The organism is Pseudonocardia sp. Ae150A_Ps1 (assembly GCF_001932315.1).
Classification (GTDB): domain Bacteria; phylum Actinomycetota; class Actinomycetes; order Mycobacteriales; family Pseudonocardiaceae; genus Pseudonocardia.
Genome location: NZ_MCIJ01000001.1, coordinates 5,397,499 through 5,417,207 on the forward strand (window position 1 = coordinate 5,397,499; position 19,709 = coordinate 5,417,207).

Consider the following 19,709-nt stretch of genomic DNA (forward strand, 5'->3'; position numbering starts at 1 on the left):
GACGGCGCGAGCCGATCTACGGTCCTCCGAGGACCGGCGCCGTCGCCGGGAAGGAGGATCGGATGCCGTCGCACCGTGGCGACTACACCATCGAGTCACTCGCGCGTGGGCTCCGCGTGCTCACCGCGTTCGGACCGGCACGACCGGAGATGTCGTTGCAGGACATCGCCGACCACGTCGACGTCAGCAAGGCCGGTGCGCTGCGGCTGGGCCACACTTTGTGCGAGGCGGGGTTCCTGGTCCGCGTCGGTGACGGGCGCGGCTACCGCCTCGGCCCCACGGCCATCACCGTCGGGCTCGCGACGACGGCGACGATGGCCCTGCCCGAGGTCGCCGAACCGCTGCTCGTGGAGCTGCGGGACGTCACGGGGGAGACCGCGCAGCTCGCCGTCCCGCACGGGACCGACGCGGTCATCGTCGGGCGCGTCCCCTCCCGCCAGTTCCCCCCGAACCCCGTCTACATCGGTCACCGGGTGCCGATCCACGCCGGTTCGCTGGGCCGGGCCATGCTCGCCGCCGCCCCGGCCGGGACGTGCGACGAGGTGCTCGCCCGGTCCGAGCTCCCCGCCCTGACGCCGCGCACCGCCACCACCCCCGAGGCGATCCGGAGCGACCTGGACCGGACCCGGCGCCGGGGCTGGGCGCTCAACGACCAGCAGACGACGGTCGAGCACCGGTCGCTGGCCGCCGCGATCCGCGTCCCCTCCGGAGCGCCCGTCGGCGCCGTCAACATCACCGTGTCCGCGTCGCGGGTCGGCGCCCGCGTCCTGGCCCGCACCCACGCGGCCGCCGTCGTGCACGTCGCGGCGCGGATCTCCGAACTGCTGCCGGAGGACTTCGCCGGCCGCACCGACGTCGCCTGATGCGACCCCGCCCCGCCGACAAGGACCTCTCCTCATGCTGACCCTGGCCATGCTGGCCGCGTTCCTCGGGCTCGTCCTCTCCGGACGCGTGTCGGTGGTCGTGGCCCTGGTGGGCGTACCGATCGTGTTCGCCCTGCTCGCCGGTGCCGGTGGCGACCTGGGCGGGATCGTCGGTGACGGCATCGCCACCGTCGCCCCGACCGCGGCGCTGATCCTCTTCGCGGTGCTGTTCTTCAGCATCCTGCTCGACGCCGGCCTGTTCGATCCCCTCATCACCGTGCTCCGCCGGTTCGCGAGGGACGACCCGATGCGGGTCGTGCTCGCCACCGCCGTGCTGACACTGCTGGTCGCCGTCGACGGCGACGGCTCCTCGACCTACATCATCGTCGTCTCGGCGCTGCTGCCGGTGTACCGGCGTCTCGGGATGCGGGTCGAGCTCCTGGCCGTGGTCGCGGTGATGGCCGCGGGGACCGCGACGCTGCTGCCGTGGGGCGGACCGGTGATCAAGGCCCCGACCGCGCTCGACGTCGACGTCGTCGAGGTGTACGCGCCGCTGGTCGTCCCGCAGCTGGCCGGGGCCGCCGCCGTCCTCGGGCTGGCCGCCGTGCTGGGCAGCCGCGAACGCAGCCGCCTCGGCGCTCTCCGTGAGCGGGTCGCCGTCGCGCCGGCCGCCGGTACCGATCCACCGAGCGCGGCCGTCCAGGGGGACGAGCCCGCCGAGCAGGATCTGCGACGGCCGCGCCTCGCCCTGGCGAACCTCGTCCTCGCGCTGGCGGTCATGGCACCCTTGATCGCCGGCTGGGTCGAACCCGTCCTGCTGTTCGTCGCCGGCACCGTCGTGGCGCTGCTGCTCAACTATCCGGACCCGGCGACCCAGGCACGTCTGCTGCGGCGCCACGCACCCAACGCGATCCCCGTCACCGTGCTGATCTTCGCCGCCGGGGTGTTCACCGGCGTGCTGTCCGGGACCGGGATGGCGGAGTCGCTGGCGACGTCGCTGGCGGCCCTCGTGCCGCCCGACGCGGGCGCCGCGGTCCCGCTGGCCACCGCACTGCTGGCGTTCCCGCTCACGTTCGTCGTCCAGCAGGACACGTTCTACTTCGGTGTCCTCCCCGTGCTCAGCGGGGCCGCCGCCCAGTTCGGGGTGCCCGCCGAGGCCGTCGCCCGCGCGGCGGTGGTCGCGCAGCCGCTGCACGCCTACAGCCCCACGGTCGCCGCGCTGTTCCTGCTGCTGGGGCTCCTGCGCCTGGACTACCGCGCCATGGTGCGGCTGGGGGTCCCGTGCGGACTGGCCGTGTCGGCGGTCGTGCTGGCCGTCGCACTGCTCACCGGGGCGGTGCCGCTGCCGTGACCTCGCCCGATCTGCTCGTCGCCACCTCCCGGAGCATCGCGACGGCCGCCTCCTGGAGCGGGGAGAAGAACTTCGTCCGCCGGTGGAACAGCCCGATCCCCTCGACGAGGTTCGCGTCGCTGATCGTGACGCTCCGCAACCGCCCGGCGTCGACGTCGTCGGCGAGCACGTAGGACGGGGAGAAGCAGCACCAGCCGTTCGCGGCCACCGCCCGCTTCATGGCCTCGGCGTGGCCGAGCCGCATGACGTAGGTCAGCTCGCCGGCCCCGTGGCGGCGCAGCTGGTCGCCCAGCGTGCGGTCGAACGCCACACCGGCGGGGACGCCCACGAGCGGCAGGCCGGCGAGCTCGGCGAGGGTGATCGTGTCACCGTCCGGCGGGCCGCCGGGCGCGGCGGCGAGCACCAGCGGTTCCTCCCACAGCCGCTCGGCGTGCAGGGGCTCGGGATCGAGCTCGTCGGAGAAGGTGGCGACGGCGAAGTCGGCGTCGCCGGTGGCGACGCTGCGGAGCGCCGCTGCCGGCTCGCTGATGTGGACGGTGATGTCGGCACCGGGGCGTTCGTGGCGCAGCCCGGTGAGCAGCGGGGGCACGAGGTAGGTGCCGATCGCCATGCTCGTCGCGACCGTCAGCGACCCGGCGAGTCCCGCACCGAGGTTCTCGATGTCGCGGCGGACCTGGGCACTGCCGGCCAGCACGTCGGCCGCCCAGGCGTGGAAGCGCCGACCGGCCTCGGTCAGCGCGATGCGGCGTCCGTCCCGGACGAACAGCGGCGCGCCTGCCGCCTTCTCCAGGGTGCGGAGCTGCGCCGACACCCAGGGCTGTGCCACGTGCAGCCGCTCGGCGGCGCGGGTCACGCCGCCCTCCTGGACCACCGTGCAGAACAGGTCGAGGCGGCGCAGCTGCAGCTGAAGCATACGAAAAAGCATATCGATTCATGGCTGGACTCGTAGTGGTGTTATGTGATGCGGCTCCCTAGCGTCCCTGACACCACCACGGACGAGGAGGTCTGCGCTGAATCCGCTGTTCGGCGGCAACACCCTCAAGCTCGGACTGTTCTGCACCAACGGCTCCGGTGCGTCCCAGACCCTGGTGCCGGAGGCGTCGGAGACGTCGTGGGCCATGTCGTTGCGCACCGCCCGGGCGGCCGACCGGGCCGGCTTCGAGGCCGTCGTCCCCTTCGCCCGCTGGAAGGGCTACCCGGAGAACAGCCCCGGGCACCGGTCCGGACGCGTGATGGACCCCTTCACCTGGGCGGCGGGGATCGCCGCCGCCACCGAGAACATCGGCGTCCTCGCCACCTCGCACGCCCCGACGCTGCACCCGATCGTCGCCGCGAAGCAGGCGGCGACCGTCGACCGCATCTCCGGCGGCCGGTTCGCGCTGAACGTGGTCGGCGGCTGGAACCGGCCGGAGCTGGAGATGTTCGGCGCTCCGCTGCGTGAGCACGACGAGCGCTACGACCACCTCGCCGAATGGCTGCAGGTGACGCGCAGGCTCTGGACGGAGACCGGCGAGTTCGACTTCCACGGCAGCTTCTTCGACGTCGTCGGCGGTGTGTCGGAACCGAAGCCGGTGCAGCCCGCGATCCCGATCATGAACGCCGGTGGGTCCCCGCGGGGGATGCGGTTCGCCGCCGAGCACGCCGACCTGTGCTTCGTGATCGTGCACTCCGAGGACGAGGACGAGATCCGCGACCAGATCCAGGGCTACAAGCAGATGGCCCGCGACGAGTTCGGCCGCGAGGTCCGCGTCTGGACCCACACCGCGGTCGTGCAGCGGGACACCGGGGCCGAGGCCGAAGCGTACTACCGGCGGTTCTCGGTCGAGCAGGAGGACACCGGGAGCGTCGACGCCTGGATGCGACTCCAGGGGGCGAACACCCAGGTGATGCCCCCGGCCGTGCTGGCGGCGATGCGGCAGCGCTTCGCGGCGGGTGCGGGTGGGTTCCCGCTGGTCGGCACCGCGGAGACGATCTCCGAGCGGCTCGCGATGCTCAGCCGGGCCGGGATCGAGGGCGCGCTGCTGACCTGGGTGGACTACGACGCCGGGCTCGACGCCTTCACCCGCGAGGTGCTGCCCCGTCTCGAGGACGCCGGACTGCGCGCACCGGTGGGCCCGCTCACGTCGTCGGCCGGCCACGCGGAACCGGCGGTGATCGGATGAGGCTCGCCCGCTTCCGCACCACCTCCGGCGAGGCAGGGTTCGGCATCGTCTCCGGCGACGAGGTCGTCCGGCTCGACCACCGTGTCGACACCTTCGGGTCCGTGCTCGCCCGGCTACCGGCGGACCGCCCCGACGACCCCCGGCTCCCGGTCGGCGACCTGCGCTGGGACCCGCCCATCGGGGACCACGCCAAGATCGTGTGCGTCGGCTTCAACTACGCGGCCCACGCCTCGGAGTCGGAACGCCCGGCCACCGACGGCCCGGACCACCCGACGCTGTTCACCCGGTTCGCCGACTCGTTCGTCGGTGCCGGGACCCCTGTCGTCCGGCCGGCCTCCGACGACACCCTGGACTGGGAGGACGAGGCCGCACTGGTGATCGGGGCCCCGGGCCGCCGGATCCCCGCCGAGGACGCCTGGCGGCACGTCGCCGGCGTCACCTGCATCGCCGAGAACAGCGTCCGGTCCTGGCAGCTGCACTCGAACCAGGCCACCGCGGGGAAGAACTGGCACCACAGCGGTGCCGTCGGCCCGTGGGTCACGACCGTCGACGAGGTCGGCATCGGACCGCCGCGCGTCACCACCCGCCTCAACGGGACGACGGTGCAGGACGACACGACCGACCGTCTCACCTTCGGGTTCGCCGAGCTGGTCGCCTACGTCAGCACCCTCACCCCGCTGCGGCCAGGGGACCTGATCGCGACCGGTACGCCGAAGGGAATCGGGTTCCGGATGGACCCGCCCCGGTTCCTGCGGCCGGGCGACGAGCTTGAGGTGGAGGTCTCGGGCGTCGGGACCCTGCGGCACGGCGTCGTCGACGAGGCCCGCACGACGGTGGAGGCGACCCGATGAAGCTCTGGACCGAGGACGACGTGCGTTCCGGGCCGACCCTGCCGCAGGTGATCGACTCGCTGGAGGCGGTGCTGTCCCACGAGGCCGCCGGCTCGGCCTGGAACCTCGACAAGACCATGACAACGTGGCCGCACGGCGACGCCCGCGGCAGCGCGCACGCGCTCGGTGCGCTCGACCGCGACGCCGACCTGGCGATCTTCAAGACGTGGGTCAACACCCCCACCGGTGCGAGCGCGCTGATGACGGTGTTCTCCGCCGGTGACGGCGCGACCCTCGGCGTCGCCGAGGCGGGTGCGGCCGGTGCGCTGCGGGCCGCCGCGATCTCCGGCGTGGCGACGCGGGTGATGGCGGACCCGGACGCCGACGAGCTCGCCGTCCTGGGGGCGGGACGCCAGGCGCTGCGGCAGGTCGAGGCCGTCGCCGCGGTCCGCCCGCTGCGCCGGGTCCGGCTCTGGAACCGCACCACGGAGCGCGCGCACGCGCTGGCCGACCAGGTCCGCGGCGAGCTGGGGCTCGACGCGGTCGTCGCCGGCTCGGTCGGCGAGGCGACCCGGGACGTCCCGGTCGTCACCCTGGTCACCCGCGCGCCCGAGCCGTTCCTGCGGCTGGAGCACCTCGCGCGGGGCGCCCACCTGAACGCGGTCGGCGCCATCCTGCCCTCGCACGCCGAGTTCGACCCGGCCCTGCTCGGGGAGTCCGCGCTGACCGTCGTCGACAGCGAGACCAACGCACGCCGCGGCTCACGCGAGCTGCGCGAGTACTTCGGCCCCGCGGAGACCGACGGATGGGGAGCCCTGCGGCGGCTCTGCGACGTCGTCGCCGGGAAGGCGGAACGGCCGTCCAGGCCCCGCTGCACGGTGTTCAAGGGAATGGGCATGGGCCTGTCGGATCTGGCGGTCGCCCGCCTGCTCGTAGGAGGACGTTCGTGAAGTTCCGCAGTGACCCCGCCCGCATCCGGGGATCCATCGCCCCGGTCGTCACACCCTTCACCGCCGACGGTGCGCTCGACCTCGCCTCGCTGCGCGGGCTGGTGCGCCGGCAGATCGAGTCGGGCTCGCACGGCGTCTCGGTCGGCGGCTCCACCGGGGAACCGTCGGCCCAGACCGTCGCGGAGCGGATCGAGGCGATCCGCTCCGTCGCCGCCGAGGTCGACGACGCCGTCCCGTTCCTGCCGGGGACCGGCTCGGCGAAGCTCGACGAGACCCTGGAGATCACCGCCGCCGCCCGGGACGCCGGCGCCGACGCGGCCCTGGTGATCACGCCGTACTACGCCCGCCCGACGCAGGAGGCGCTCTACACCTGGTACCGCACGGTCGCCGCGGAGTTCCCGGACCTGCCGATCGTGATCTACAACGTGCCGTCCCGGACGGCGGTCGACGTCGCCCCGGAGACCGTGGCCCGGCTGTTCGCCGACTGCGACAACGTCGTCGGCATCAAGGAGACCACCAAGGACTTCGAGCACTTCTCCCGCGTGCTGCACCTGTGCGGGCGGGAGCTGCTGGTGTGGTCGGGCATCGAGCTGCTCGGACTCCCGCTGCTCGCCCTCGGCGGGGCCGGCTTCGTCTCCGCGGTGTCCAACCTGGCCCCGGCTGCCGTCGCGCGCATGTACGAGGCCTGGGAGGCGGGGGACCACGAGACCAACCCGGCCCCGGCGAAGTGGGTCCTGCACCAGCAGGGACACCTGGCGTCGGCGCACGTCCGCGCCCCGCTCCTGCCGCTGGGCGACGACGGCCTGCCCCGGGTCCGCGCCCTGCTCGAGCAGGGCGCGGCGCTCCTCGGGCCGTCCTGAACCGACCCCGCCGACCTCACACAGGAGACCACCGTGAGCACGGACATCCTGACCAACGCGTTCTCCATGGCATCGCCCTCGCAGTCCTGGACCGGACTCTGGGCGCACCCCGAGTCCGAGGCCACGCGGTACACCACGCTCGACCACTGGGCCGATCTCGCGCGGACCGCGGAACGGGGCCTGATCGACGGCATCTTCCTCGCCGACGGCCTCGGCATCCACGACGTCTACCAGGGGGCGCCGGACGCGATCATGCGCGCCGGCGGGATGTTCCCGGTCAACGACCCGATGATGATGATCCCGGCGATGGCGGCGGCCACCTCGGACCTGTGCTTCGGCGTGACCGCCAACTCGACCTACGAACCGCCGTACCTGCTCGCACGCAGGTTCTCCACGCTGGACCACCTCACCGACGGCAGGGTGAGCTGGAACGTCGTCACCGGCATCCAGCCCTCCGCCGCGCGGGCGATGGGCGTCGAGCCGGTGCCCCACGACCAGCGCTACGACATCGCCGAGGAGTACATGGACCTCATGTACCGGCTGTGGGAGGAGAGCTGGGAGGACGGTGCCGCCGTCCGCGACCGGGACCGCCGCGTCTTCACCGACCCCGCCCGCGTGCACCGTGTCAGGACCGAGGGCCGGTACGCGTGCGAGGCGTTCCACCCGTGCGAGCCGTCCCCCCAGCGCACGCCCTTCATCTACTCGGCGGGCGGGTCGCCCCGGGGGATGCGCTTCGCCGGGACGCACGCGGAGGCCGCGTTCATGTCGGTGAGCGACAAGGGGCACGCCCGGCGGCTCGTCGACGGGTACCGCGCGGCCGCGGTGGACGCCGGCCGCAGCGCCGACAGCGTGAAGGTCTTCAACGCGATCACCGTCGTCGTCGCCCCCACCGAGGCCGAGGCCCGGGACGTCGAGGCCCAGTGCCGCGAGTACAGCGACGGCGAGGGCAATCTCGCGATGCTCTCCGGGTTCATCGGCCAGGACCTCTCGAAGTACGGCTGGGACGACCCGGTCGAGCACGTCGAGAGCGACGCGATGCAGTCGGTGCTCGACGCGATGACCCGCCACAACGGCGGGCGGACCGTCCGGATCCGGGACATCGCCTCGTTCAGCGGTCTCGCCGGGATCGAGGCCTACGTCGTCGGCTCGCCCTCCCAGGTCTGCGACGAGCTGATCTCCTGGGTCGACGGGACCGGCATCGACGGGTTCAACCTGCTCCGCACGATCGAGCCGGGCGGGCTCCGCGCCTTCACCGAGCTCGTCGTGCCGGAGCTGCAGGACCGCGGCCGGTACAAGACCGCGTACCGGCCGGGGACCTTCCGGGAGAAGATGTTCCCGCACGGGGGACCGCACCTGCCGGCCGACCACGTCGGCGCCCGGTACCGGCGCGGCGCCGCCCCGGCCCGCGAGCCGGTCTCGCGGTGAACGCCGTGGTTCCGCGCAGCGGTCCTCCGGCGCGGGGACGCACCATGATCGACGCACCCGTCACCACCGCGGTGATCACGGCGGGCGGACCGCCTGTCGCGGACGTCGCCGACCGGTTCACGACGAGCCTCACCGGGACCCGGCCGACCCGGATGACCACCGCGACCGGGTCGACCGACCTCGTCGCCGTCGCCCGCGACGCCGACGTCCTCGTGGTCGCCGCGGTCGTCCGTGACGGCGAGCTGCCCGTGGACCTGACCCGGGCGCTCGAGCGCCGGTCCGGCACCCGTCCGGCCGCAGGAGTGGCGTTCGCCCTGTGCGTGGCCGAACCGTCGGATCACACCGTCGTCGAGTGGCAGCTCAGGCCCGCACTCGTCGCCGCCGGTCTCGTCTGCCCCACACCGGGGTTGACGCTGCCGCCCCGCCAGGACCCCGGCCCTGCCATCTCCGCCGTGTGCCGCTACTGGCGGTTCACGGTTCCCGGACCGGTCGAGCAGGCCCGGCGGGCGCGGAGGGCCGCGGCATGACGGCGGAGACGCTCGCACCGGACGTCCTGCGCTCGGTGTTCGGTGCCTGCCCGTCGGGCGTCGTCGCCGTCTGCGGGACGGTCGCGGGGGAGCCGGTCGGCATGGCGATCAGCACCTTCGTCCCGGTGTCGCTGGACCCTCCGCTCGTCGCGGTCTGCGTCCAGCAGAGCTCGAGACCTGGCCGGTGCTCCGCGAGGTCCCCGTCCTCGGCCTCAGCGTCCTCGCGCATCCGCACGAGCACGCGGCACGTTCCCTGGCGGCCCGCAGCGGCGACCGGTTCGCCGGGATCGCGACCTCGGCCACCGGGGGAGCGGTGCACCTCGACGGCAGCGTCGCGCAGCTCACCTGCTCCGTCGACGGCGAGACCGTCACCGGTGACCACCTCCTCGTGCTGCTGCGGGTCCACAGCGCACGTTCGAACGACGACGCCGACCCGCTGGTCTTCCACCGCAGCGGCTTCACCGGCGTCCGTACCCACGGAGAGGAACGCACATGACCACCACTGACGTGACCCGTGCCGGCTCCGGCGCCCGCGCCGTCGACATGTCGGGCGAGGGATCGGCACGGCCCACCCCCTGGGCCCCGCTGAAGATCACCGCGGCGGAGATCCGGGAGACCGTCGAACGGCTGTCGGAGGGACCCACCCCCGCCGACGGCCGGCGTTCGGCGGCGCTGGTCCATCCCGAGTCGACGTCCGGACGCAGCTTCGCCCCGGGGTGGAGGTCGTCGTCGAGGTGTTGCTGCCCGGCGAGCGGACGACACCCGTGCGGCGCAACTCCAGCCTCGTCCAGATCGGTCTCGAGGGCACCGGGAGCATCCAGGTCGGGGACACGACGCTGGAGCCGGCCACCCGCGACGTGGTCACCGTGCCCTCGATGAAGCCGCACCGGTTCGTCAACACCGGCGACCGGCGATGGGTGCGGCTGGCCTACTCGAACGCTCCGCTGCTCGAGTTCCTCGGCACCCACTTCCGGGAGGAGCTCGCCGAGGACTGGGTCCCCGGGGTACCGGTCGACGGGCCGATCGACATGGAGGAGGCCGACGACGTCGCCGACCGCGGCACCGCACCGGACCACGAGGTCTCGCCGACCGGGGCGCGCCTGCGCGGTTACGAGTACCTGGTCGACATCGAGCCCGTCCCGGACCGGGCGCTGCACTGGCCCTACCGGGCGGTCGCGGACCTGATGTCGCAGACCCTCGGGGACGGCAGGCGCACGATCATGGCGCTGTACAACCCGGCGACCGAGCGCCGACAGGGGGCTACCGGCAGCTTCTTCGTCACGCTCTCCCGGATCCCGCAGGGGGTCCGGCAGCGGCCGGAGGGCCCCGGCCACCGGCACAGCTCGGTCGCCATCAACTACCACGTCGAGGGCACCGGCTACTCCGTCGTCGACGGGCAGCGGATCGACTTCGGCCCCGGCGACCTGCTGCTCTCCGCGCCCTCCTGGCGGGAGCACGCGCACTACCCGAGCGACAGCGGACTCACCGTCTACACGGTCCAGGACCACCCGCAGCACATCGGCATGGAATCGCTGATCTGGCAGGAGGACCTCGGTGGGCCGATCCTCGCGCTCGGGCTGGAGAAGGGTCAGACCGGCTACGTCGCCCCGCGGAACTGGGACGACGAGTGAGCACCTCCCTCGCCGCCGGTGACACGGTCCGGCTCGACGACGCCCTCGCGCTGGCCGGGACCGGACGCCACACCGGCGCCGGGCACGGCGTCGACGTCGCCGACCCGGCGACCGGCGCCGTGCTCGCCACCCTCACCGACGACGACACCGACGACGCCCGCCGCGCCGCCGACACCGCGGCCGAGGCGTTCGCCGGGTGGGCGGCGACTCCACCGAGGACCCGGTCGGACGTCCTCGTGGCGGCCCACCGGCTGATGATCGAGCGCGCCGACCGGCTCGCCGCCCTCGTGTCCTCGGAGAGCGGCAAGTCCCGGGGCGACGCCCGCGCGGAGATCACCTACGCCGCCGAGTTCCTCCGCTGGTTCGCGGAGGAGGCGGTGCGACCGGACGGACACTTCGGCACCGCCCCCGACGGCCGCAGCACCACCGTCGTCACCGCGCAGCCGGTCGGGGTCGCCGCACTCGTCACCCCGTGGAACTTCCCCGCGGCGATGGTCACCCGCAAGGTCGCCCCCGCGCTCGCCGCGGGCTGCACCGCCGTGCTCAAGCCCGCGGCGGAGACGCCGCTGACCGCCCTGGCGATCGCCGGCCTCCTCGGCGAGGCCGGGGTCCCGGACGGTGCGGTGCAGGTGGTGGTCACCTCGCGGTCCGGTCCGGTGGTCGCGTCCCTGCTCGACCATCCGGCGGTGCGCAAGCTGTCGTTCACCGGTTCCACGGGCGTCGGCCGCCTGCTGCTCCGCCAGGCTGCCGACCGCGTGGTCACCAGCTCGATGGAGCTGGGCGGCAACGCACCGTTCGTCGTCTGCGCCGACGCGGACGTCGAGGCGGCCGTGGCGGGAGCGGTGATCGCGAAGCTCCGCAACGCCGGGCAGGCCTGCACCGCGGCGAACCGCTTCCTCGTCCACGCCGACGTCGCCGACGCGTTCACCGATGCACTCGCCACGGCGTTCGACGCCCAGCGGGTCGGCCCGGCGACCGATCCCGCGAGCGACATCGGGCCGCTCATCGACCACCATGCCGTCGCACGGATCCAGGGCCGTGTCGACGACGCGCTGGGACGCGGCGCCGTCCTGGCGAACCGGCCGGGGCCGGTACCGGACGCCGGGTCGTACCTCGCTCCGATGGTGCTGCGCGACGTCCCCGCGGACTCGGCCCTGGTCGTGGAGGAGACCTTCGGCCCGGTCGCCCCGATCCTCACCTGGCGCGAGGTCGACGACGTCGTGCGGTCGGCGAACTCCACCGAGTACGGGCTGGCGGGCTACGTCTTCTCCGGGGACACCGCTCTGGCACTGCGGCTCGGGCGGGCCCTGCGATGCGGCATGGTCGGGATCAACCGGGGAGTCGTCTCCGATCCCGCGGCGCCGTTCGGTGGGATGCGCCGGTCCGGGATGGGCCGGGAGGGTGCGCGGGACGGGATCCGGGCCTTCCAGGAGACCCAGTTCCTGTCCGTGGCGGGGATCTGAGGGCGGGGCTCCGGCCCGGCGAGCCGTGCGGTCCGGATCGGTGCGCTCGTCCGGGTGATCAGGTATCGGAACCGTGTCGTCGGGGTCCGGTTTCGGGGCCGGTGACTGGCAGGGTGGCACCTACCGGCGGACCCTCGTCCAGAGAGGTGCCGGAGCGTAGCCGGTCATGGCTCGCGGACCAGAGGAGGGAGCGTCGATGTCGCAGCCGTACCCCAGCCATCCCGTGTCCAGGCCGCCCGAGGGCAGCCGGATCGCCGCCATTCTCGCCCACCTCTCGGCGCCGATCGCCGCGGTGCTGAGCGCCGGGCTGCTGAGCCTGCTCGGCCCGCTGCTGGTCTGGCTGGTCAAGAAGGACGACCCGTTCGCACGCAGGGCCGCCGCCGGGGCGTTCAACTTCAACCTGTCGTTCTTGGGTGCTCTTCCTGCTCAGCTGGGTGCTGATCTTCACCGTGGTCGGGATCCTCGTCGCTCTCCCGCTCATGCTCGTCCTGTTCGTGGTCTCCGCGTGGTGCCACATCAAGGGAGCGATCCGGGCGTCGAACAACGAGACCTACGACTACCCGTTCCAGCTCCGGGTGCTGTCCTGACGGATCGCGGCTGCCTCAGCCGAGACTGAGCTGGACCTCGCCCGTCTCGACGTCGTCGGCGGTGAAGGTGACCTCGCCACGGTGGCTGATCTCGACGGTGTAGAAGGCGGAGTTCGGAACGTCGGTGACGGTGAACGGGAACGTGCACCCGTAGGAATCGGACTGGCCGGCCTCCAGATTCCCGACGCCGACGATGGCGCCGCTCGAATCCCGGACGGTGACCGCGGTGCCCTCGGTGATGTCGTCGTATCCGCCGTAGGTGACGCAGCTGCCGCCGCTGCCGTAGCTCGACGCCGACAGGGCGCTGGTACCGGTCACGACGGTCATCCGGCCCGTGACGTCGGTGCTCCGGTCGATGATGGTGACGAGGCCGAGCCCGACGACGAGTGCGATCACTCCGATGAGGAGACCCCGGCGCGCGGTCGGGGTTCCCAGCTGCACGTGTCGAGCGGGTACGGCGGTCTGCGGACGCTGCTGTTCGCGTTGCTGCTGCCAGTACCGGAAACGGTCCCACTCGGCCCGTCGCTGCTCCGGTGTCATCGACTCCCACGACTGCCCGTTCACTGACCGACCTCCGCTGTCCGGACGAGCCGCTGTTGGCCCGTTCAGTCGTGGTGTCGAGGGCGTCCGTCGGCGTGTTTCCGTGGTTCGTCAGAGTGGATGAGCTGGTGTCGCCAGGCGGACGGACACGGCTGCGGCTCGTGTCATGCATGCCGGGTACAGCTGTAGGGCGTCATCCGGGACGCCGCCGCAGCCGGTGTCTCGCAGGTGGAGCTCGCCGAACTGACCGGCTACCACCGCAACACCATCCGCCGGATCCTCGACGGCGACCCGGCACCGTGATCCGTCACGCGTGAGTCGGCTGCCTGGAGCCGTCGACGAGACAGACCCGGACGACCTCACGTCCAGCTGGTCGTCAGGGACAAGGTCGTCAGCGGATCCGACATCCACGCATCGAACTCGTCGAGGCTGACGAACAGCGGAGTGCCGTCGGAGCCCTCGGCGAGCTCGACCAGCTCCGTGAGGCCGGATTCCGGGTCGGCGTCCACGCTCGACCACAGGGCGTGGTCGACCTCCGGCACGACGGTCGTTTCGGCGTAGGCGCCGGACTCCGCACCGAGCGCGGCACCGGCGGCGCCGAGGAGGGCCGCAGCCTCGGCCGCGGCACCTGCTTCAGTCTCGAGCAACGCCAGCCCGTCGTCGCCCGGGTCGCCGGAATGGACCGCGGCGATGGCGAGCTGGATCCCCTGCACGATCAACGTCGCCGAGACCTGTCCGACGAATCCTCCGACGAGGGCACCCACGACGGGGACGGGGAGGACCGTCTGTCCCACGGCCCCGCCGGCCCACGCCATCCCTGCCTGGAACGTCACGTCGCAGCTGATCTCTGCGAACTCCTCGCGGCTGACGTCGCCGCGGGCCAGTGAGATCGCAGCGTCGGCGACACCGAACGCCGCGGAGGCGACGGCCCCGGGGAGACCGCTCCCGGTGACGGAGGCGGGGACCTTCGCGTGGGTGAGCGCGATCCTCGCCCCGGCTCCCAGGCCCGCCAGGGCTCCGGAGCGTGCGGCGCTGCGGGCCGCCGCTCCGGCGGCGGTGCACGCCGCGGCGGCGGCCGTGGTCTCTCCGGCCCGGACCCGCGCCGTCTCGCGCGCGGCGGCGGCGAGTCCGGCGAACCCGCCGCCGATGACCGCGCCGGACGCGGCGGCCCCCACGACCTCCCGGCCTGCGGCCCGGGCCGCCAGGTGGTTCCCCCACCGGCCGACGTTCCCGGCCGCCCGGTGGACATCGTCGGTGTCGAGGGGCGTGCTGCTGACGTCTCCGTGCCTGACGGTGTCGGTGAGGTGTGCCCGGGTGTCGGCGTAGTCGTCCTGGTAGAGACCGTCGGAGTCGCGGAGCAGGGCCTTGTCGAGGAGCCGCTCGACGTGCTCGCGCTTGTCCCCGGCGACGAGGCGCTGCATGCCGCGGTACCGGGACTGGGCCAGCGCGCGCGTGGCGGCGGCCGCCCTGCCGTAGAGCTTGGCCTGGACCTCGTCGAGTACGCGCCCTTGGTCGACGATGCGCAGATCTGCGGGTGCGGTCGGCTCACCGCACGCGGCCGTGACCGTGGCACGGACCGAGGCGCCCTGACGGATGGCGTCCACGTTGAAGGTGTGTCCGTGCCACAGCTCGAACAGGTGCCCCGCCCGCTGCTCCTGACCGAGCCGCTCATAGGTCCTGGCGAGCGCTGCGGCGGCCCGCCGGGTGGACAGCGCTTCGAGTGTCTCCGCACGCAGCGTGCGGGTCGCGGCGTCGACGATCGTCCGCAGTGCCGCGTCGGTTCCCGAGCGGGTACGGCTCGTCGGGGGAATCACGCGGCCGACTCCGTCCGGGACGTCCCGGCTGCACGGTCGGTGTCCGCGCGGTCGAGGTCGGCGAGGAGTGCACGGGCCTGTTCGATCACGAGGCCGGACTCCGTGGTGACGGCGCCGGACTCGTCCGCCGGCCTGGTGCCCATGAGAGTCGTCGCGGTCGACACCAGACGGACCAGCGTCCTGACGAGATCCCTCTCCTCCGGCGTGTACACGGCGAAGTCCGGTGTGCGGTCGACGAGCGCGGTGAACGCGCCGATGCGGCGGGCGATGTGGTCCTGGAGGTCGGCCAGCGCCGTGCGCAGGAGCCGGCTGCGTCGCAGGACCGCGTCGCACCGTTGCTCCTCGCGGGACATGACCGCCTCCTGCTCGGCGAGCTGCACGGCGACGGCCCGCTGGTCACGCAGGTCGCGCCGGCCCTTCCACACGACGAAACCTGTGCCGGCGATCAGGACCGGCGCGGCGACCACGCCGGTGAGGACGAGCGAGCCCACCGCGACACCGCCCCCGCCGGCGGCGAGCGAGCCACCGCCGAGCCAGGCGAGGGTCGCGTTCGTCGCCGCGGCGCCGGACAACGAGGCGATCGGGGTCCCCGTCGAGGCTGCGGCGAACGCCCCGACGCCGGCGAACGCTGCCGACCCGGCACCGGCGCCGACGGCCGCGCCACCGGCCGCCGCGGCCAGGCCGTGCACACCGCGGATCGTCGCAGCAGGGGCGTCCTCCCGGAGCGGAAGATCCGTCGCCGGGGGCAGGTGGATCTCCGTGAGGGCGCCCAGCTCGACGTTCTTCAGAGTCGCGAAGACCTCGCAGAACGGTGCGATCGCGGTGTAGTAGATGTTCGTCCGACGCAGGTCGTGGGCATCGCGCTCGATGCCGAGCCGGCCGACGAGATCCTCGTGGCGCGCACGGAGCCGCTGTTCCTCCGCCCGGTTCGCCCTGTTCAACCGTGCTGCCTCGACGATGGACATCTCCACAGACCTGCCTCCGCTCGACCCTCGGCCGACACATCGGTGGGGCGAACGGAGGTGTTGCGGCTGCGCCGTCCGGCATACCCGGAATTGATGACGACGGGCTGCCGGACGGCCGCCCGTGCTCAGCCGGCGAGCGTGCTGATGGCCTGGGCCCACAGGAAGTACTTGTTGGTGCCCAGGTCACGAACGGTCGTGATGCCGAAGGCGTCCTTCAGGTGCTTCGCGTCCCCCTCGGAGACGCCCTGCAGCGCGTCGACCGGTGCGTCGGCCAGCTCGGCGATGCTCTTGCCCTCGTAGGCCTTGTCGACCTTGCTCGCGATGTCGCCCATCGTGGTCCTCCCGTCCACGGCGGCCGGAGCGGCCGCGCCCGATTGCGTGCCCCGGTCACCCTTGCAGCGAGGACCGGTTCGGTGCGGACGCACTCGGTGAGCGGTAGATCGATCGGCCGCCGGTCACGGCCGGGCGGGGGCCGGTTGCCGTCGCGTCCACGGCCACGTGATCGCGCTCCACCCCACCGCGACGAGCGCGAGCTCCACGACCAGGTACCAGGGCCAGGGGCCCAGCAGGTCCAGCAGCGAGGCGTTCGACGGCGGCCGGGCCAGGAACCCGTAGTTCGTGCCGGCGAGCAGGTTGAACGGAAGGACGACTGCCGCCCAGCCCACCGTGATCGCCAGCGTCACGCGCATGCCGCGCCACGTCGGCCGCACCCCGGCGCCCCAGGTCAGGTAGACCGCGGCCCAGGTGACGAGCAGGTGCAGGGCCCAGAAGTGCAGGAACGCGACGTGCGGGAAGTCCGGGGCGTCGGTGGCCGGGGTGAGCAGCGCCTGCGGGGTCAGCGTGAGGCCCCAGTAGTACAGCGGCGCGCACGCCCAGGCGCGCCCCGTCCACAGCGCGTAGGCGGCGGTGATCCAGGACAGGTCCGACAGCTGCAGCGGCAGGGAGATCTGCACGTCGAACGTGCCGGGGGTGAGCAGGCGCAGCTGCAGCGGCACCAGCAGGACGAGGATCGCGACGGCGAACGCCCGGCAGAACGTGCGCTCGGCCGGGCTCCCGCGCAGCCGCCGGCCGACCACGACCAGCACGACCGCGCCGAGCACGCCGACGGTCAGTGCGCTCCAGTGCGTCGGGCCGTAGGGCACGAAGACGCCGGTGTCCCCCATGCCCCGATCATCCCGGGGCGTCGTGAGGGCTGCCTGCCGGGTGGTGCCCCGGCGCGGTCAGCCGTGCCCCAGGCAGCCCCGCCCGATCGCCCGGGCCCGTTCCCGCACCGGCTGCGGCCCGAGGACGACGTCCGGCAGCACCGTCCCCGGCCCGAGCGGCACGTGGTCGCCGTAGGGGGCTGCCCCGCCGCCGGCGGGGGGGGGGGGGCGGCGACCAGCAAGTGTGTGCCGGGCGGGACGCGGAGGGCGAAGCGGCCGTCGTCGCCGGTGGTGACCCGGTCGAACTGCCGGCCCGCCCGGTCGACCACGGTGACCGTCGCCGCGGTGGGACCACCCTCGGGCCCGCGGACCCGCCCGACGGCCGCCGGGTCCGGGAGCAGGCCGGGCGCCTCCAGGAGCGCGGGCAGTTCGGCCGCGAGCAGCCCGGCCTCCCGGGCGAGCGCGGCACCCGGGCCGTGCCCACCGGCCGGTCCCACCAGCAGGTCGACGACGGCCGCGCAGCTCCCCGCGGGAACGGGCCGCCCGGCGACGGCGGACGACACGAGCTCCGCGAGCCGCGCGCAGGCCCCGGTCAGCGCGGCCGTCCCGGGCACGCCCTCGGCCGAGCGGGCGAGCCGCCGGGCGTGGTCGGCGACCGCGGTGCAGGCGGTCAACTCGCGCACGACGTCGTCCTGGGCAGAGCCCAGCCAGGTCCGGGTGAGCGGGCGCCCGAGGAGCATCGCCTGGTGCAGGGCCGCGTCGAGCGCGCGGGAGCAGGCCCGCAGGTCCTCCGGCGGTCCCGGCCGCCGCAGCGCGCGGTCGGTGGCGGCCAGCAGCTCGGCGAGGGCGTCGAGCAGCCCGCGGCGGGCCTCGTCGGCCGCGGACCGGGTGCGGGTCGGCAGCACCAGGACCGACACCGCGCAGCCGATCAGGCCGCCCAGGACGGTCTCCTCCAGGCGCAGCACCATCAGGTCCACCGAGAAGCTGCCGAGCAGCGCGTACAGCTCACCCAGCATCAGGGTGATGAAGAAGATCATCAGCGCGTAGGACAGCCGGAACAGGTACAGCGCCCCGAAGATGCTGACGAGGATCACCGGCAGCACGACGGCGACGTCCGGGCCGAGCACCGGGACCAGCACGATCGCCCCGACCAGGCCGATCATCGTGCCGACGGCTCGGTGCGCGGACTTGCGGACGGTCTCGGCGACGGTCGCGGTGCCGGTGAAGGCGATGAACGCGGCCAGCACCGCCCAGTAGTAGCGCTGCTCCGAGAGCGCGTCCCCGGCGGCGATCGCGAGCGCCGTCGCGATGGTGACCTGCACGGCCTGGCGGGTGGTCAACGAGAGCCGCGACGCGGGCCGGTCCGCCTCGGGCGGCCGGTGCAGCCGGGTGACGGTGCCGGCCGAGCCGGGGAGGTTCCCGCCGAACAGCTGCACCGCGGGCGCGAACTCCACCGCATCGGCGTCGGCATCGGCGTTGCGCGGGTCCTCGCCGGTCCGGCCCGGGTCGCGTGCCCCGGCCGCCCGGGTCCACTCGGCGCGGGCGGAGGCGAGGACGGCTGCGTCGACGGCCAGGCGCTGCGGTCCCGGCCCCGTCGCGCCGGTGGCCCGGTCGGCGAGCTCCTCCACGGTGTCCCACCGGCCCCGCCACAGTGCCGTCAGGATCGCGCGGGCCCCGTCGTCGTGGGTGACGGCGGTGGGCCCGACCCGGGCCAGGGCGGTCGCGGCCAGCTCGGCGTCGAAGACGGTGCGACGCACGGTGCGGGCGGTGTCGTCGTCGGTGACGGCTGCGGGCGTGCCCAGCTGCCCGTCGATGACCAGAGCGGACTCGTTGATCCGCACGAGCAGGCTGCGCAGCCGGGTCTCGGCACGGGCCCGCTCGGCCGTGCCCGGGGCCTGGTCGGCGAGCAGGAGGACGGTCCCGGCGAGACCGGCCAGCCGGGCCTCGAACGAGCGCAGCATCCGGCGCAGCACGCGGTCGTTGCGGATCGGCAGCAGGACCAGCGTCAGCAGGAGCACCCAGGCGATCGCGACGACGACCGCCTCCGCCACCCCGGGCAGCATCTCCGGGCGCAGGTTCAGGAACAGGGCGAAGAAGTAGCCCATGAACCCGCCCATGCCGCAGACGAAGAACCGCATCCCGAAGCGCCGGACCCAGACCGCCACGAACACGACCGCGACGAACGTCACCAGCGACGCGAGCCGGTTGCGGTCGACGAGCAGCGCGACGCCCATCCCGGCCAGCATCGCCAGCGGCAGGCAGCACAGGGTGAGGGCCTGCCCGCCACGGGTCGCGTCGACGACGCCGAACGAGGCGAGCATCGCGACGACCGCGCCGAGCATCATCGGGACCAGCGGGGGAGCGCCGGTCACGCTCGCGACGAGGTACTCCACCCCGAGCGCCGAGGCGATCGCCAGGACCGCACGCGCTGCCGACACGAGCCGGACGAGCCCGGGGTCGGAGGCGACGAACCGGTCGCGGGCGCGTCGCAGGCGGCCGGGGACGATCGCGTCGGACGTACGTCCCTCGCCGACCTCCACTAACCGTTGCACATGCTAACTATATGACGGTTCGTGATCGTCTCGCACGCCGCCCGGAG

General features: G+C 73.6%; 19 protein-coding genes and 1 pseudogene. 13 read left to right on the plus strand and 7 right to left on the minus strand.

Annotated features, from left to right (window positions below; all coding sequences use genetic code 11):
* Positions 1-62: 62 nt before the first annotated feature.
* The gene (locus tag Ae150APs1_RS25385) at positions 63-863 is read left to right on the plus strand and encodes an IclR family transcriptional regulator (RefSeq protein WP_010240661.1); all 801 of its coding nucleotides are present in this window, start codon (positions 63-65) and stop codon (positions 861-863) included.
* Positions 864-897: 34 nt separating this feature from the next.
* Positions 898-2,214 (plus strand): citrate:proton symporter, encoded by a 1,317-nt coding sequence (locus Ae150APs1_RS25390; protein ID WP_075300752.1) that lies wholly within the window; start codon positions 898-900, stop codon positions 2,212-2,214.
* Here Ae150APs1_RS25390 and Ae150APs1_RS25395 read toward each other — a convergent pair.
* On the minus strand, positions 2,189-3,127 hold the full coding sequence (locus Ae150APs1_RS25395; RefSeq protein WP_075300753.1) for a LysR family transcriptional regulator: 939 nt from the start codon (positions 3,125-3,127) through the stop codon (positions 2,189-2,191). The genes Ae150APs1_RS25390 and Ae150APs1_RS25395 overlap by 26 nt on opposite strands.
* A 136-nt stretch (positions 3,128-3,263) precedes the next feature.
* On the opposite strand from Ae150APs1_RS25395, the gene Ae150APs1_RS25400 reads away from it, so the two are divergent.
* From Ae150APs1_RS25400 to Ae150APs1_RS34435, 10 genes and pseudogenes are all read left to right on the plus strand, one after another.
* Positions 3,264-4,376: an LLM class flavin-dependent oxidoreductase gene (locus tag Ae150APs1_RS25400; protein WP_349289916.1), complete on the plus strand. Its 1,113-nt coding sequence runs from the start codon at positions 3,264-3,266 to the stop codon at positions 4,374-4,376.
* Positions 4,373-5,227 carry a fumarylacetoacetate hydrolase family protein gene (locus Ae150APs1_RS25405; protein ID WP_075300755.1) on the plus strand — a complete coding sequence of 285 codons (855 nt, stop codon included), beginning with the start codon at positions 4,373-4,375 and terminating at the stop codon, positions 5,225-5,227. Before Ae150APs1_RS25400 ends, Ae150APs1_RS25405 begins: the two co-directional genes overlap by 4 nt.
* Positions 5,224-6,156 carry an ornithine cyclodeaminase family protein gene (locus tag Ae150APs1_RS25410; protein WP_075300756.1) on the plus strand — a complete coding sequence of 311 codons (933 nt, stop codon included), beginning with the start codon at positions 5,224-5,226 and terminating at the stop codon, positions 6,154-6,156. The genes Ae150APs1_RS25405 and Ae150APs1_RS25410 overlap by 4 nt, the downstream gene beginning before the upstream one ends.
* Positions 6,153-7,016, plus strand: coding sequence for a 4-hydroxy-tetrahydrodipicolinate synthase (gene dapA, locus Ae150APs1_RS25415; protein WP_075300757.1), 864 nt, complete (start codon positions 6,153-6,155; stop codon positions 7,014-7,016). Before Ae150APs1_RS25410 ends, dapA begins: the two co-directional genes overlap by 4 nt.
* Before the next feature lie 33 nt (positions 7,017-7,049).
* Positions 7,050-8,441, plus strand: coding sequence for an NtaA/DmoA family FMN-dependent monooxygenase (locus tag Ae150APs1_RS25420; protein WP_083680362.1), 1,392 nt, complete (start codon positions 7,050-7,052; stop codon positions 8,439-8,441).
* A gap of 44 nt (positions 8,442-8,485) precedes the next feature.
* Positions 8,486-8,968, plus strand: coding sequence for a hypothetical protein (locus Ae150APs1_RS25425; protein WP_060633785.1), 483 nt, complete (start codon positions 8,486-8,488; stop codon positions 8,966-8,968).
* A gap of 101 nt (positions 8,969-9,069) precedes the next feature.
* Positions 9,070-9,464 (plus strand): annotated as a pseudogene (locus tag Ae150APs1_RS25430) (flavin reductase family protein).
* 220 nt (positions 9,465-9,684) lie between these two features.
* The gene (locus Ae150APs1_RS25435) at positions 9,685-10,599 is read left to right on the plus strand and encodes a cupin domain-containing protein (RefSeq protein WP_249266479.1); all 915 of its coding nucleotides are present in this window, start codon (positions 9,685-9,687) and stop codon (positions 10,597-10,599) included.
* A complete protein-coding gene (locus Ae150APs1_RS25440) occupies positions 10,596-12,062 on the plus strand; it encodes an NAD-dependent succinate-semialdehyde dehydrogenase (protein WP_139317061.1) in 1,467 nt (488 codons plus the stop codon). Before Ae150APs1_RS25435 ends, Ae150APs1_RS25440 begins: the two co-directional genes overlap by 4 nt.
* 413 nt (positions 12,063-12,475) lie before the next feature.
* Positions 12,476-12,649, plus strand: a complete 174-nt coding sequence (locus Ae150APs1_RS34435; protein ID WP_254849407.1) for a DUF4870 domain-containing protein — start codon at positions 12,476-12,478, stop codon at positions 12,647-12,649.
* A 15-nt stretch (positions 12,650-12,664) separates the two neighbouring features.
* Here the strand turns inward: Ae150APs1_RS34435 and Ae150APs1_RS30665 are convergent, their stop codons facing one another.
* Positions 12,665-13,213 carry a hypothetical protein gene (locus tag Ae150APs1_RS30665; RefSeq protein WP_083680363.1) on the minus strand — a complete coding sequence of 183 codons (549 nt, stop codon included), beginning with the start codon at positions 13,211-13,213 and terminating at the stop codon, positions 12,665-12,667.
* 171 nt (positions 13,214-13,384) lie between these two features.
* Here Ae150APs1_RS30665 and Ae150APs1_RS34730 point away from each other — a divergent pair, with 171 nt between their 5' ends.
* Positions 13,385-13,492 carry a helix-turn-helix domain-containing protein gene (locus Ae150APs1_RS34730; RefSeq protein ID WP_349289917.1) on the plus strand — a complete coding sequence of 36 codons (108 nt, stop codon included), beginning with the start codon at positions 13,385-13,387 and terminating at the stop codon, positions 13,490-13,492.
* A 56-nt stretch (positions 13,493-13,548) separates the two neighbouring features.
* Here the strand turns inward: Ae150APs1_RS34730 and Ae150APs1_RS25455 are convergent, their stop codons facing one another.
* The 5 genes from Ae150APs1_RS25455 to Ae150APs1_RS25475 all read right to left on the minus strand — a co-directional run bounded on the left by Ae150APs1_RS25455 (position 13,549) and on the right by Ae150APs1_RS25475 (position 19,662).
* Positions 13,549-15,003: a hypothetical protein gene (locus Ae150APs1_RS25455; protein WP_075300759.1), complete on the minus strand. Its 1,455-nt coding sequence runs from the start codon at positions 15,001-15,003 to the stop codon at positions 13,549-13,551.
* Positions 15,000-15,968 (minus strand): hypothetical protein, encoded by a 969-nt coding sequence (locus Ae150APs1_RS25460; protein ID WP_139317062.1) that lies wholly within the window; start codon positions 15,966-15,968, stop codon positions 15,000-15,002. Before Ae150APs1_RS25460 ends, Ae150APs1_RS25455 begins: the two co-directional genes overlap by 4 nt.
* 125 nt (positions 15,969-16,093) lie before the next feature.
* Positions 16,094-16,300 carry a hypothetical protein gene (locus Ae150APs1_RS25465; RefSeq protein WP_010240628.1) on the minus strand — a complete coding sequence of 69 codons (207 nt, stop codon included), beginning with the start codon at positions 16,298-16,300 and terminating at the stop codon, positions 16,094-16,096.
* Positions 16,301-16,423: 123 nt separating this feature from the next.
* Positions 16,424-17,131 (minus strand): TIGR02206 family membrane protein, encoded by a 708-nt coding sequence (locus Ae150APs1_RS25470; RefSeq protein WP_075300770.1) that lies wholly within the window; start codon positions 17,129-17,131, stop codon positions 16,424-16,426.
* Positions 17,077-19,662: an FUSC family protein gene (locus Ae150APs1_RS25475; protein WP_139317631.1), complete on the minus strand. Its 2,586-nt coding sequence runs from the start codon at positions 19,660-19,662 to the stop codon at positions 17,077-17,079. Before Ae150APs1_RS25475 ends, Ae150APs1_RS25470 begins: the two co-directional genes overlap by 55 nt.
* Positions 19,663-19,709 lie beyond the last annotated feature (47 nt).

What these genes read in the sequence shown, in the direction of transcription:
- Ae150APs1_RS25460 (WP_139317062.1), bottom strand. Translation starts at nt 15,968, where the DNA reads ATGTCCATCGTCGAGGCAGCACGGTTGAACAGGGCGAACCGGGCGGAG.
- Ae150APs1_RS25395 (WP_075300753.1), bottom strand. Translation starts at nt 3,127, where the DNA reads ATGCTTCAGCTGCAGCTGCGCCGCCTCGACCTGTTCTGCACGGTGGTC.
- Ae150APs1_RS25470 (WP_075300770.1), bottom strand. Translation starts at nt 17,131, where the DNA reads ATGGGGGACACCGGCGTCTTCGTGCCCTACGGCCCGACGCACTGGAGC.
- Ae150APs1_RS25390 (WP_075300752.1), top strand. Translation starts at nt 898, where the DNA reads ATGCTGACCCTGGCCATGCTGGCCGCGTTCCTCGGGCTCGTCCTCTCC.
- Ae150APs1_RS25385 (WP_010240661.1), top strand. Translation starts at nt 63, where the DNA reads ATGCCGTCGCACCGTGGCGACTACACCATCGAGTCACTCGCGCGTGGG.
- Ae150APs1_RS25410 (WP_075300756.1), top strand. Translation starts at nt 5,224, where the DNA reads ATGAAGCTCTGGACCGAGGACGACGTGCGTTCCGGGCCGACCCTGCCG.
- Ae150APs1_RS25465 (WP_010240628.1), bottom strand. Translation starts at nt 16,300, where the DNA reads ATGGGCGACATCGCGAGCAAGGTCGACAAGGCCTACGAGGGCAAGAGC.
- Ae150APs1_RS25425 (WP_060633785.1), top strand. Translation starts at nt 8,486, where the DNA reads ATGATCGACGCACCCGTCACCACCGCGGTGATCACGGCGGGCGGACCG.
- Ae150APs1_RS25405 (WP_075300755.1), top strand. Translation starts at nt 4,373, where the DNA reads ATGAGGCTCGCCCGCTTCCGCACCACCTCCGGCGAGGCAGGGTTCGGC.